This is a genomic window from Flavimaribacter sediminis (genome assembly GCF_019492055.1).
GTDB classification, from domain to species: domain Bacteria; phylum Pseudomonadota; class Alphaproteobacteria; order Rhizobiales; family Rhizobiaceae; genus Flavimaribacter; species Flavimaribacter sediminis.
Genome location: NZ_JAICBX010000001.1, coordinates 613,882 through 627,021, shown reverse-complemented (window position 1 = coordinate 627,021; position 13,140 = coordinate 613,882). Strand labels below are relative to the sequence as shown.

The following is a 13,140-nucleotide window of genomic DNA, read 5'->3' as shown; positions in this document are numbered from 1 at the left end:
CATGTCGCCGGACGTTGGAATTGAGAATGAAGAACCGCGCCCCGTGCGCGGTTCTTTGGCAGGGCGGCTTCTCGCCCTGACCACGGCCGCTTTCAACGCGATCGGGTCTGTTGGCATTTTTCTGCTGATGTGCCTCATCTGCCTCGACGTCATGGGACGCTACTTCTTGAGCACGCCGATCATGGGCGTGACGGAAATCGCCGAGATATCCATTGTCGCAATCGTCTTCGTGCAACTCGCAGACACACTGGCCCACGAACGCATCGCCCGCGCCGATTCGATCGTCAACGTCATCCGCGCTTCCCATCCGAGGGTCGGCTCCGGCTTCGACGCGGTTGCGGCGCTCTGCGGCTTCGCGCTCATGGCGCTCATCGTCTACGGCACTGTTCCCAACATGATCAACGACTACACCAACAACTACTACATCGGCACGGTCGGCCTCTTCACCTTTCCGTCGTGGCCTATCAAGGCCTCGATCGCCTTGGGCGCGACATTGGCTGGCGTCCAGCTTCTGGCCATGACGCTGAACTCCCTGACTCTTGTGGTCAAAGATCGCAGGCAGCACCTGTCATGACGCCCATTGAAATCGGCATCGTCTCCGTCAGCGTCATGCTGTTTCTCATCTATTGCGGCATTCACGTGCCGTTCGTTCTGGCGCTGACATCCTTCGTCGGGGTCTGGATGATCCGCGACAACTTCCAGGTCGCGGTCTACATGCTGTCGCAAGCGGCGACGCAGAGCATTTCCGACTACGTCTTTGCTGTCATACCGCTCTTCGTGCTGATGGGCATGCTGGTGAGCGCGGCCGATCTCGGACGCGACAGCTATTACGTCGCCAACCGTCTTTTGCGAAAACTTCCCGGCGGACTGGGGATCGCCACCGTGGCGGCAAATACGGTCTTCGCTTCCATCACCGGCGTGACCATCGCCTCGGCCGCCGTGTTCTCGCGCATCGCCGTGCCGGAAATGCTGCGCTTCGGATATCACCGGAGGTTCGCCGTCGGCACTGTCGCGGGCAGCTCCGTGCTCGGCATGCTGATCCCGCCGAGCATCCTTCTCATCATCTATGCGATCATTGCGGAGCAATCCGTAGGCGCGATGTTCCTGGCCGGCATCGGGCCGGGCCTGTTGCTCGCCGTCATGTTCGCGCTCGGCATCGCGCTTGTCGCCATCTTCTTCCCCAAGGCAATGGGAGGAAACGTCAGAGAGATGATCGAGGGCGACAGCAGCCTGACGCTGCGCGAGTTCATCGAGAAGATGGGGCCGACGCTGGTTCTCGTCATTGCGGTTCTCGGCGGCATCTACGGCGGCGTCTTCACGCCGACCGAGGCAGGCGGCGTCGGCGCGGCGCTCGCCCTGGTCGCCGCGCTCATCAAGCGGAAGCTGACCTGGCGCTCCCTATGGAGCATTCTGATCGAGACGGGCTACATCAGCTCATCGATCCTCTTCATCGTGATTTCGGCGACGATGTATTCGCGAATGCTCGGCATCTCCGGACTGCCGACGCAGATCAGCACCCTGGTGTCTGATCTCGACGCAAGCTACCTCGTCATCCTCGCGATCTTCGTCGGCATCGCACTGATCCTCGGCACGATCATCGACTCAGTGTCGATCCTGCTGATCACGGTTCCGCTGTTCATCCCGCTGCTGCAGCCCTATGACATCAATCTGGTATGGTTCGGCATCATCGCCATCATGGCGACGGAGATCGGCCTGCTGACACCGCCCTTTGGCATGTCGTGCTACGTTGTGCGAAGTACGTTGACCGACTACAAGGTGTCCCTGGAAGACGTCTTCCTGGGCGCCGCGCCCTTCGCCCTGATCATGCTGCTGGTGACAATCATGCTGATCGCCTACCCGCAGATTGTCCTGTTCTTTGTATATTGAGTGTTGAGATGACCGGCAGACAAAAGGAATGGAAGCGCTGTGGCTGGATCGGCCTTGGCGCGATGGGCAATCCCCTGAGCCGGCGTCTGCTGACGGCCGGCTATGAGCTGCAAGGCTGCGATCCGAACCCGGACGCCGTTCGGCGCATCGTCGACGCGGGCGGCCATGGAGCCCGCACGCCAGCGGAGCTGACTGCAAAGGCGGAGATCATCCTTTCGATGGTGCCGAACGACGCGGTGCTGGCGGAGATCGTTTCGGGCCGCGACGGGATCGCCGGATCGATCGGTCCGGGCCAGGTCTATGTCGACCTCAGCACCGTCTCGCCGGGCGCGTCCGCCGCGGTGGCGGAAGCCATAGCGAAAACCGGCGCGTCCTATGTGCGCTGTCCGGTTTCCGGCAGCACTGGAAACGCGGAAAACGGAACCCTGACCCTGCTGATGTCGGGACCGGATGACGCAGTCAAGGATGTCGAGGACGTGCTTGCCCGTTTCGGCGAGAACCGGCTCTATTTCGGACCGGGCGAAGAGGCCCGGATCGTCAAGCTGATGATCAACATGATGGTCGGCGTGATGCCCGCGCTGATCGGCGAGGCGCTGGAATTCGGCGTGAGGCAAGGGCTTCCGCGAGACGTCGCGGTGGACGCGATCAACAATTCCGTGGCGGCTACGCCGCTCAGCCAATACAAAAGCGAGATGCTCAAGAGCGGAGACTGGACGCCGATGGCGAACAGCAATCTCGTGTCGAAGGACATGGACCTCGCCATGGCGATCGGCAAGGATCAGCATATCCCCCTGCCCTTCACCGCCATGGTCAGGCAATATTACGCAATGCTTCAGGCAGGCGGAAACGGGGGCGACGATTTCTTCCGTGTTTCCACCTGGCCGAACTGGGGAGGCAAGAATGACTGATAAGACGCAAGCGGCCAGACAGGCTGAAGAGCAACGATGGGCGCTGATGCTCGCCGGCGACACGGAAGGCCTTGGCAACCTCTTCAGCGACTCCCTTCTCTACGCCCATTCGGATTCATCGATCGACAGCAAGTCCAGCTACCTGAAGGCGCTCGAAGACGGATCACTGATCTATAATGTACTAGACTGTCAGGTTTCCGACACAGCTTGCGAAGGCGAGACAACCGTGTTCTTCGGCGTCATGAAGGCCGATGTGCAGCGCAACGGCAATGCGTTAAAACTGAATAGCTCCTATGTCACCGTCTGGGTTTCGACGCCGCAGGGCCAGAAACTGATCGCCCACAAGTCGACGCCCCTGAAGTGACCATGCGGCGAATTCTGGTTTATGGCGACAGCCTGTCCCGGGGCATGATTCCCGGAACCCGCTGCGCCGGGCACGTGGAGGCGTTCCGCGCCGTCGCTGTAGAAAAATCGGTCTTCTTCTTCGACATGAACACGGAAACAACGGCAAGCCGTGTCGACGGCATCCACCTGGACGAGGAACAGCACGCGATGGTGGGCAATGGTCTTGCGCCTCTTGTGCGGGACAAGATGGACGGGGAGGTCAGGGAGTGAAGTTCAACCTCGAAGGCAGGAAGGCGCTGGTCACCGGCGCTTCGGGCGGCCTTGGCGAGCATTTCGCAAAAACGCTGGCGGAAGCCGGCGCCGCCGTGGTTTTGACGGCCCGCCGAAAGGATGCGCTCGAAAAAGTTGTCGAGACGATTGCCGCCGCAGGCGGCGACGCTGAGGCGATACCGATGGATGTCGCCGACACGAACAGCGTCGCAAGGGCGTTCGAGCGCTTTCAGGAGCCTTTTGATATCGTCGTCAACAACGCCGGCGTGTCCGGTTCCGGCGCGGCGATCGACCAGGCGGAAGATGAATTCCAGCGTGTCATCGACACCAATCTGACCGGCGCCTTTCGCGTTTCGCAGCATGCGGCGCGCGCCATGAAGACCGCGAACCGTCCGGGCGCGATCATCAACATCGCCTCGATTGTCGGCCTGCGCGTCGCCGGTCACGTGTCCGCCTACGCCGCCTCGAAAGCCGCTCTCATACAGCTCACAAAAGCGACCGCGCTTGAATGGGCCCGTTACCGCATCCGCGTCAATGCGCTGTGCCCGGGCTATATCGAGACGCCGCTGAATGCGGACTTCTTCGCCTCGGAAGCCGGACAGGCCCTTGTCAAAAGAATTCCGCAACGCAGGCTCGGTCGGATGGAGGATCTCGATGGACCGCTTCTGCTCTTGTGCTCCGACGCCGGCGCCTACATGACCGGCGCTACACTGGCCGTCGATGGCGGCCATCTCATATCTTCATTGTAAGTCAGGACCGATTTCATGGATTTCTCGATATCGCCGGAACTCGATCAACTGCGCCAGCGCATCCGGGCGTTCGTAGCGGAGCGGATCCTTCCCCTGGAGGACGACTCGTCTTCCTATGACGAACACGAAAACATCAATCTCGATCTTCTGGACAGCCTGCGCAAGGAAGCAAAAGCCGAGGGCCTGTGGTGCCTCCAGCTTCCGCCCGAAGACGGCGGACTGGGAGTCGGCGTCCAGGGGATGGCCGTGTGCTACGAGGAGATGAACCGGTCGATCTTCGGACCCGTCATCTTCAACAGCGCAGCGCCCGACGACGGGAACATGATCGTGCTGTCGAAACTGGGTACGCCGGCACAGAAGGAACGCTGGCTGAAGCCAATCGTGGACGGCGACGTCCGCTCCGCCTTCGTAATGACGGAACCGCACCCGGGCGGCGGATCAGACCCGTCGATGATCAACACCACGGCCGAACTGAACGGCGATACCTATGTCGTCAAGGGCCGCAAATGGTTTATCACGGGCGGCGCCGAAGCCACGCACTTCATCCTGATCGCGCGTACCTCCGCCGATCCGCGCCGGGGCCTGAGCGCCCTGATGTTCCACAAGGATCAGCCCGGGTGGCGCATCGTCCGTCGCATCCCGATCATGGGCCCTGAAGAACATGGCGGGCATTGTGAACTGGAATTCGACGGTCTCGAAATCCACAAGGACAACCTCCTGTTCGAGGAAGGCAGGGGCATGCGCGTCACCCAGACGCGGCTTGGTCCGGCGCGCCTGACCCATTGCATGCGCTGGCTGGGGCTCGCCAAGCGTTGCGTGGAAATCGCGCGGGACTACGCCAGCTATCGCGAAGGGTTCGGCGTGCGTCTGGCGGACCGCGAAAGCATCCAGCTCATGCTCGGCGATCTCGCGATGCGGATCGAGACCGGCCGGCTTCTGGTAATGAAGGCGGCCTGGGCGCTCGACAGGGGCGAAAAGGCGCAGGCCGAAGTATCGATGGCCAAGATCGTTGTCGCCAATGTGCTGCACGATGCGGCCGACCGGGCGATCCAGATCAACGGCGCGCGCGGCTATTCCAAGGACACGCGGCTCGAATGGATTTATCGCTACGCCCGCCAAGCCCGACTGGTCGACGGCGCCGACGAGGTCCACAAGATGGTTCTCAATCGTCATCTCAACGACAAGGGCGATGAGTTCTGGTCATGGCCGGTGCAATGACGCCATCGATCGGCGTCAACGAAGCTGCGCTCGCCGACTATCTCGCGCGGGAACTCGACCTGAAGGGCGGGATGACGGTCACGCCGATTTCGGGTGGCCAGTCCAACCCGACCTTTTTTGTGACAAGCGGCGACCGCAGCCTCGTGCTGCGAAAGCAGCCCGAAGGCCGGCTGCAGAAGGGCGCGCACGCGGTCGACAGAGAATTCCGGGTGCTTTCTGCGCTCACGAACACGGACGTTCCCGTACCGCGGCCGCTCACCTATTGCGACGACCCTTCGGTTCTGGGCACGCCCTTCTATGTGATGGAGCGGATTGACGGCAGGGTTTTTCACGACGCCTCGCTGCCGGATCTTTCTCCCGCCGAACGGCGCGGCGTCTATCTGTCCATGGCCAAGGCGATGGCGAAACTGCATGCGGTGCGGCCCGAGAATATCGGCCTTTCGGACTACGGCAGCCCCGGAAACTATTTTGAACGGCAGGTGAGCCGCTGGGGCCGGCAGTGGCGGGAATCAGCGCTGACAGGCATGCCGGAGATAGATCAACTGGAGCGATGGCTGTTCGACAACATGCCGGACGACGACGGCGCCGTGTCGATCGCCCATGGCGATTTTCGCCTTGGCAATCTCATATTCGACAGGGATTCCACGAGAGTGGCCGGTATCCTCGATTGGGAACTCTCCACACTTGGTCATCCGCTGGCCGATCTGGGGTTCTGCTGCATGGCGTGGCGCACCACGCCGGCCGAATATGGCGGCATAAGAGATCTGGATATGGCCGGACTTGGCATTCCCACCCGGACGGAATTCGTCGACGAATACTATCGACACGCCACGCCCACTGCCCCGCTCGAACCCTTCCATGAAGCGTTCGCGCTGTTCCGTTTCGCTGTGATCTTTGTCGGCATCGCCGAACGCTCGAAGCAGGGCAACGCCGTGGGCGACCGGGCGGCGGAGCTCGAGCATCTCGCCCCTGCCTTCGCCAGGCGCGGGCTGGAAATAACAGGCTGACGGTTTCTGACTGGATTCTGCATCGAGTTCACGTTTGAATGCGCGCGCCAAAGGATTTCGGAGACGCAGACGCTTGAAACAGGATGTGAACGGGCTCGCCCGGCGGATGCAGGAGGCGCTGGCCAGACAGGACTGGCCAAAGGCGCTGAAAGCCTGTGACGGCCTGCTTGCCGCGATGCCGGACCATGCGGCGCTTCACTACAATCGCGCCCTGGTTCTCAAACGCCTGAACAGGGACCAGGAAGCAGCCGACGGCTTCCGGAAGACGCTCGAACGCGATCCCGGTCACGACAACGCCCGGTTCGAACTCGCATCCGTGCTGCTGGAGACGGGCGACGCGGCGCAGTCCGCAGCTCTTCTGGAGGCCTACCTGCAAAACCAGCCGAACGACGCGGATGCGACGCTCAATCTCGGCAATGCGAAGCTGGCGCTGGGCGAGACTGATGAGGCTCTGCGCCTTCTGTCAGCGGCGCACGCCGCCGCGCCTTCCGACCTGTCGTTGCGCAGCCTCGCCATCGCCCGCCGGGACACAGGCGATATCGAGGGCTGCCGCGCGCTTCTTGAAGAAAGGCAGCAGACGCAGGCCAATGCGGCGGACAATCTGAAGATCCTGACACAGGGTTCGAAGGGGCGGTTTTCGCTTTCGGCGAAGCCTGTGCAGACTTACGGATGATTTCTCCTTACGCGCCGTGGACACAGCGCTGCTGGATGGTGGATCAAGTCCCCAATGAGGCTGTTTAATATAATAAATTTAGCAAATTACCCCTCTTATCGGCCTTGGGCCGGAACCCGGCGACCCGCGTCCGCGCGGTCGGATATGCAGCAACTTTGCGGACAGCTGCACTGGCGCATTCGCGCATCGGCATCATTTACTCCGGGCGCGAAAATCCTTGCGATAGACTCCTGCCCGTTCGCCAAGCGCATCCTGCACTGTCTCGTGTTCGGCCAGTTCTTTGGCGTCCATCTCGGCGAATTTGAGTTCGAGACTTTCCCGTTTTATCGGCCAGCCCTGCGCCACGGGCGTGCCTGCCGGCAGGGTTCCGTTAAACTCCGGATCGGTCCACACCGCCGGGAAATGGACGTGGCCCGATTTCCAGCGGTCGCAGTCGACGACGCCGGAGAATGTGTGAAACGGCAGGTCCGGGCGGTTGGCGGGATGGGTGAACAGCATCGACCAGCCTTCCGGCAGTTCCACGGTCCAGAAATTGTTGAACTTGATAACGAACTCGCCGGATGGCGCGCCGGGAAGGCCCGTCGCCTGTTCCGGAGCGTGGACGCCAATCGGCGAGCGTGTCATCCGGCTGCCTGATGAAGGCGCGTTCCAGTCCCAGGCAAATTCGCCGTTCTCGACCCTGACGTCGGCGGCGAGCGGAAACAGGATCCCGCTCTGCATGGCGTCGACGAAGGGCGGGCACTGCTTGACCGTGCGCACCTCCGCGTCAAGCAGAACGCTGCTCGCCGTCGCGGCCGGCATCGCCTTCAGCCAGTCCGGCAGAGCGCCGGAGGCAAGCGACGGTTTGGGCAGAATGGCTTCGTAACCGGGCAGGCAGGCAAAGCGGATCTTCATGCCCGCTTTCTTGTCACGAGCGTATGGGTGATCGCAACAATTATGGTGATGGCGACGAAGATGACGCCGATCGCATTGATCATCGGCGAGAGGCCGAAGCGCATGCGGCTGCCAATTTCGGTCACCAGCGTCCATGACCCGCCAATGGCGAAGAAGGTCGTGTTGTAGTTTTCAATCGACTGCAGGAAGGCGATGACGCAAGCCGTGAGGATCGTCGGCATGAGAAAAGGCAAGGTGATGCGCCGGAAAACCATGAACGGCGAGGCGCCGAGGTCGAGCGCCGCCTCTTCGAGCACCCGGTCCTGGCGCTGCAATCGCGCCATGAACATGAGCATGCAGTAGGAGGCGATGAAGGAGGACTGGGCCGCCATGGCTGTAAAAAGCCCCGCCTGGACACCGAAGAAATCGCGCCAGAAGATCATCGTGGTGACGCCGAGGATGATGCCGGGGACAAGCACGGGCGAGACCAGCACCGTATAGAGCAGCGACGATCCGCGCGAGCGCATCCGGGTGAGAATGAAAGCGCCGGAGAGGCCGAAAGGAATGGATATGACGATGACGCCGGCGGCGATCAGCAGCGAGTGCCAGAGCCCCTGAATCATCCGCTGATCGTTCGGCAATTCGCGAAACCAGCGCAGCGTGAAGCCCTGCCAGTCTGTGACCGACGGCGTGGGCGATGCGTTAAAGGCGGCCGCGACCATGAAGAGCAGCGGCAGGAACATCACGGCGAAGAAAACGACCACATAGCCGCCGAGAATTGCGTTCGCCCAGTCCCGGTCGGCGCGCGGCTGTGCGCCCGTCTCCACGCCCATCGGATCTGTCCGGGTCGCAACGCTCATTTCGCAATATCCCTGATTCCGACCTTGAAAATCGCCATGGTGGCGAAGATGAAGACGATGCAGGCGATCAGCAGCGCCAGCGAATAGGCCGAGCCCTGGTTCCAGGAATCCGCCTCGAAGAAGCGGCGGTAGATGAGCTGGGAGAACCAGTCGGGATGCAGGCCGCGTCCGACGATTTCAGGCACGGCGATCGAACCGGCGGAGAGCATGAAGGTCATGATCGATCCGACGGCGATGCCGGGCTTGGCGTGCGGAATGACGACGCGCGTGTGGATTTTCCAGGCCGACGCGCCGAGATCGCGCGCGGCCTCGATCTGGTTTTTGTCCAGCGTGTCGATGGTGTTGTAGATCGGAAACACCATGAACAGCACATAGGCGTAGACCATAACCGTAAAGACTGCGCCGTTGGACGCGACGAAGCGGATGCCCTCGCCGGCGTCGATATCGATAATGCCGATGAAGTTGAGGAACGTGTTCAGAATGCCGTTCTTTTCCAGGATCATGATCCAGGAGAAGATGCGCAAAAGCTCGTTGATCGCATAGGGAATGACGAGACCGAGCATCATCAACGCCAACCGGTTGCGATTGGTCGTGGTGGCGATCACGAAGGCCACTGGATAGCAGATCAGGAAAGACAGGATCGTCACGCAAAACGCGTAGAGGAGCGTCATCACGAAGATCTGGAAGTGAATGCCGCTCATCGTGGTGAAATTTTTCAGCGAATAGGTCGCCTTCATGCCGGCCTCGCCGGAGGAAAGGTCTTCCTGGGATTCGAGTTCCTCGATTTTCGCGGTCAGCGTCGCGATTTCGGCTTCCAGCGCCTCGACGTCGATTTCCTGGTTCGCGGCGCCGCCAGCGGAAGGCTGCGGAAGCCCGCCGGCCGACGGGGTCGTGGCAGCAGGCGCGCCAATGGACGGCGTCGCCGACGGCGCAGATACGGAGGGCGCAGACGCACCGGGTTCAGCGTCGGCGGCATTCTGCGCTCTCTGGACCTGCTGCTCGAGCTGGAAACGTTTTGTATAGGCCCGGTCGATCTCGATCGCGAGCATGGCCGTTTCGCCGCCGCGATCCTGATACGTGAAGGCCCTGTCAATCATTGTGACTTGTGGCACCACGATCATCAGAATGATCCACAGTGCGACCAATCCGGCAAAGACCGCCGTCAGCCCCTTGCCGTATGAGCGAACCAGCGCCTCCACGGTTCAGGCCCGGTCCCTGGCGATGGAGCCCGGCCGCATGATGACCGTATCGCGATGCCGGAAAGCGAGCTTTATCTCGTCCGAGAAGGGAGCATCATCCCCGGTGTTATGCATGTTGACGTGAATATCGTTTTCACCGGCGGTGAGATAAAGGTTGATCAGAGCGCCCTCGAGGTCGCGCCGCTGCAGGCGCGCCGACAGCGTGTTCAGTTTCGCCATTTTCTCCGGATCGCCAGCTTCTCCATTGAGCAGCCCGATGCGCTCCGGCCGCACCATGACGAGCGCCTCGTCGCCGACCGCAAGGTCGTTGCGGTTGACGCCGTAGAGCGTCCCCTGCCCGGTCTCGACCGCGACTTCGTTGCCGACAGCCGAGGTCACCTTGCCGGTAAACACATTCTGCTCGCCGACGAACGTGGCGGTGAAAGCGGTCTGCGGCCGGTTGTAGATATCGTCGGCCGAGGCCACCTGCTCGATGCGTCCCTCGTTCATGACCGCGACCCGGTCGGACATGGCGAGCGCCTCGCCCTGGTCGTGGGTAATGTAGATGAAGGTGACGCTCGTCTTGCGCTGGATTTCCTTCAGTTCCGCGCGCATGTGCTGCCGCAGCTTCAGGTCGAGCGCGGAGAGCGGCTCGTCAAGCAGCAGTACCGCAGGTTCGACCGCGAGAGCGCGGGCAACCGCGACGCGCTGGCGCTGCCCGCCGGACAGCTCCGTCGGCATCTTGTCGGCCTGACCGTACAGGGCCACGAGCTCCAGAAGCTCCTCGGCACGCTTGCGGCGCTTGGCCTTGGGAACGCCGCGCGCTTCCAGGCCGAAAGCGACATTTTCCCAGACCGGCATCAGCGGAAACAGGGCAAGGTTCTGGAAAATGAGCGCGGTCGGCCGATTGTTCGGACCGATCCCGTTCATCCTGACGCCGCCGATCGAAATCGCGCCGGCCGTGGGATCAAGAAATCCCGAAATCATTCTGAGGATGGTCGTCTTGCCGCAACCGGACGGGCCGAGGATCGAGAAGAACTCGCCCGCATTGATCGTAAGATCGGTTTCATGCACGGCGGTAAACCCGTTCGGGTAGGTCATTTTTATGCCGTCGAGAAACACGTCCTGTCCGCGCATCATCATCCTCCAGGTTCACGAAGCAAGGCCGCGATCAACGCGGCCTTGCCTGGATGTCGCTTGCAAAATCAGGCGTTGGTGATCTTGTCGACATATTCCTGACGCAGCGGAGCGAACCAGGGCGTATCGGCCTGCCACCACCAGAGATTGGCGAGATTGTCGGCGTTGTAGACCTCTGTGAACTGCTTCTTGTACTCCTCGCCCGCATATTCCGCGGCGTCGGCTACTGCAGAGTTGTAACCGGTGTTCTTGGAAAGAAGCCCGCCCATTTCCGGCGTGAACATCGCATTGATGAAGGCGTAGCCCTGCTCGACATTGGCGGCGCCGGACGGCATGCCGATCGAATCCATCCAGGTAATGCCGCCTTCCTTGGGCATGCGATATTTCCACTTCGCGTCTTCGCGGTTCAAAAGAAGACCGGTCGTGTCCCAGGTCTGGCCGATGGCGGCGCCCGCCTGCTTGAAGGCGTTGGTGGCTTCGGTCGCGTTGTTCCAGAAGGCTGCGATGTTTTCCTTGTGCGCTATGATGTAGTCGGCGCAAGCGGACCAGACGCGGCGCGCATCGTCTTCCGTCTTGTAGACGTCAAGCATGCGGTCGGACTTCAGTTCGCCGGTGGCGTCGAGATAGAGACCCACACCCATGATCGCCGATTTCTGGCGGAATGTGGCCTTGCCGACTGCATCCGGCATCCACATGGAGCCGAAGGAAACATCGGCGTCGCTCAGATCGAAGGTCGCGGAATCGAAGGTGATGGCTTCCGTGCCCCAGTCAAAGGGCATCAGGTAGCGCTTGCCGCGATAGGTGCCGCCAAGCACGACGGAATCGCGGACCATAGACGGGATGAGGTTGCCGGCGTTGACGAGCTTTTCCTCGTCGAGCGGCTGCAGAAGACCGTCCGGGTAGTAGTTGTTGCCGTTTGTGACGGACGGGAAGATGACGTCGAAGCCCTTGCCGCCTGCGGCCTTCAGTTTCTGCTCGGCTTCGTCATTGGAGCCGAAGGTCGAAAGATTGATCTTGATGCCCGTATCCTTTTCGAACAGTTCGATCATGTTCGGCTGGATGTAGTCGCCCCAGGCAAAGACGTTGACCTGGCCGGACGACGCGAGCGCATCATGCGATTTGAGGATGGCGGGCGCGGCGACGAAGGCCCCGGCTGCGGTGGCGCCTTGCATAAGCCGGCGACGTGAAATGATCATGACAGATCCCCTAGATGTTACACGGACACGTTCAGTACGGACGTGCTGTAGCGCTCATAGGCGCAAGGGTTGTCACTTTGATTGCGGATTTACGACAGAACTGTGACAGTTAACAAAGCAGCGATGACGCACGCCGGGATTGCAGTTGCGACTATCTGATGTGCAAAGATTGTGAAACTATAAACAGAACACAGGCCACTGAATTTGACGGTATTGAGGCGGATAATCCGAAAATAATGTTAAATATCAAGGAGAGATATCGGGTCAAAATGTCTCGATGAAAAGCAAAAGGTTCTACCAATATGGACGCAGGATTAAGTACATTGCTAGCTGCCGCCATCGGTGCAATAGCCGCTATCGGCCCCACTCTTTACATCGATCACCTAAGATATAATCGAGAAGAGAAGAAAATTCTTAGGCTCAAGTATGAGGAACTTTTTAGCCTTGTGTTTGAAGAGATGCGCGCCTTACTTCATCCAGAGGAACTTCGCGAACTTACAAAGGGCGGAATACGCGAGTTGCCGCCAGCTGGCAAAATGATGGCGATAGCATACAGTTCCTTTCCCGAAAAACTCGCGAAGTACGTTGATGAATTTGAACGAAACGCGGCAAACTATCGAAGCATGATCACAATCATGAATGATGACGCATGGGAAAAGAGAAATTCAAACAATGGCTTCATTGTTCTAATGGAGAAATATCTGAAATCCCAAGAGAATGTTTTCAAAGAACTAAAGGAATACGGACAAAAGAAAATCAGAGAACACTCTTAGCGAAATAAAAAACTATTCGTCCGTGCAGCTCCCCAAAAGTCGACTTAGTCATAGCGGCACCCAAAA

The 13,140-nt window shown here is 60.3% G+C and carries 15 protein-coding genes; 10 read left to right on the top strand and 5 right to left on the bottom strand.

All coding sequences use genetic code 11. The annotated features are described in order from the left end of the window. Position 1 precedes the first annotated feature (1 nt). From K1W69_RS02990 to K1W69_RS02950, 9 genes are all read left to right on the top strand, one after another. Complete coding sequence (locus tag K1W69_RS02990; protein ID WP_220226845.1) at positions 2-574, top strand: TRAP transporter small permease subunit; 573 nt, start codon at positions 2-4, stop codon at positions 572-574. Then, entirely contained in the window at positions 571-1,887 is a 1,317-nt protein-coding gene (locus K1W69_RS02985; protein WP_220226844.1) for a TRAP transporter large permease, read from the top strand. The genes K1W69_RS02990 and K1W69_RS02985 overlap by 4 nt, the downstream gene beginning before the upstream one ends. Positions 1,888-1,895: 8 nt before the next feature. Then, a complete protein-coding gene (locus K1W69_RS02980; RefSeq protein WP_220226843.1) occupies positions 1,896-2,795 on the top strand; it encodes an NAD(P)-dependent oxidoreductase in 900 nt (299 codons plus the stop codon). After that, positions 2,788-3,159 carry a nuclear transport factor 2 family protein gene (locus K1W69_RS02975; RefSeq protein ID WP_220226842.1) on the top strand — a complete coding sequence of 124 codons (372 nt, stop codon included), beginning with the start codon at positions 2,788-2,790 and terminating at the stop codon, positions 3,157-3,159. Before K1W69_RS02980 ends, K1W69_RS02975 begins: the two co-directional genes overlap by 8 nt. 2 nt (positions 3,160-3,161) lie before the next feature. Next, a complete protein-coding gene (locus tag K1W69_RS02970; RefSeq protein WP_220226841.1) occupies positions 3,162-3,410 on the top strand; it encodes an SGNH/GDSL hydrolase family protein in 249 nt (82 codons plus the stop codon). Then, the gene (locus K1W69_RS02965) at positions 3,407-4,159 is read left to right on the top strand and encodes an SDR family NAD(P)-dependent oxidoreductase (RefSeq protein ID WP_220226840.1); all 753 of its coding nucleotides are present in this window, start codon (positions 3,407-3,409) and stop codon (positions 4,157-4,159) included. Before K1W69_RS02970 ends, K1W69_RS02965 begins: the two co-directional genes overlap by 4 nt. A gap of 15 nt (positions 4,160-4,174) precedes the next feature. After that, a complete protein-coding gene (locus tag K1W69_RS02960; protein ID WP_220226839.1) occupies positions 4,175-5,377 on the top strand; it encodes an acyl-CoA dehydrogenase family protein in 1,203 nt (400 codons plus the stop codon). Continuing rightward, entirely contained in the window at positions 5,362-6,384 is a 1,023-nt protein-coding gene (locus tag K1W69_RS02955) for a phosphotransferase family protein (protein WP_258570781.1), read from the top strand. The genes K1W69_RS02960 and K1W69_RS02955 overlap by 16 nt, the downstream gene beginning before the upstream one ends. A 73-nt stretch (positions 6,385-6,457) precedes the next feature. Then, a complete protein-coding gene (locus K1W69_RS02950; RefSeq protein WP_220226838.1) occupies positions 6,458-7,057 on the top strand; it encodes a tetratricopeptide repeat protein in 600 nt (199 codons plus the stop codon). Positions 7,058-7,249: 192 nt separating this feature from the next. Here the strand turns inward: K1W69_RS02950 and K1W69_RS02945 are convergent, their stop codons facing one another. The 5 genes from K1W69_RS02945 to K1W69_RS02925 form a co-directional block, all read right to left on the bottom strand. Beyond that, positions 7,250-7,951, bottom strand: a complete 702-nt coding sequence (locus K1W69_RS02945; RefSeq protein WP_220226837.1) for a hypothetical protein — start codon at positions 7,949-7,951, stop codon at positions 7,250-7,252. Beyond that, positions 7,948-8,790 carry an ABC transporter permease gene (locus tag K1W69_RS02940; protein ID WP_258570780.1) on the bottom strand — a complete coding sequence of 281 codons (843 nt, stop codon included), beginning with the start codon at positions 8,788-8,790 and terminating at the stop codon, positions 7,948-7,950. The genes K1W69_RS02945 and K1W69_RS02940 overlap by 4 nt, the downstream gene beginning before the upstream one ends. Beyond that, complete coding sequence (locus K1W69_RS02935; protein ID WP_220226836.1) at positions 8,787-9,989, bottom strand: ABC transporter permease subunit; 1,203 nt, start codon at positions 9,987-9,989, stop codon at positions 8,787-8,789. The genes K1W69_RS02940 and K1W69_RS02935 overlap by 4 nt, the downstream gene beginning before the upstream one ends. Positions 9,990-9,992: 3 nt before the next feature. After that, positions 9,993-11,105 (bottom strand): ABC transporter ATP-binding protein, encoded by a 1,113-nt coding sequence (locus tag K1W69_RS02930; RefSeq protein WP_220226835.1) that lies wholly within the window; start codon positions 11,103-11,105, stop codon positions 9,993-9,995. A 68-nt stretch (positions 11,106-11,173) separates the two neighbouring features. Then, the gene (locus K1W69_RS02925) at positions 11,174-12,301 is read right to left on the bottom strand and encodes an extracellular solute-binding protein (protein ID WP_220226834.1); all 1,128 of its coding nucleotides are present in this window, start codon (positions 12,299-12,301) and stop codon (positions 11,174-11,176) included. A gap of 302 nt (positions 12,302-12,603) precedes the next feature. On the opposite strand from K1W69_RS02925, the gene K1W69_RS02920 reads away from it, so the two are divergent. Then, on the top strand, positions 12,604-13,074 hold the full coding sequence (locus K1W69_RS02920; RefSeq protein ID WP_220226833.1) for a hypothetical protein: 471 nt from the start codon (positions 12,604-12,606) through the stop codon (positions 13,072-13,074). Positions 13,075-13,140: the final 66 nt, after the last annotated feature.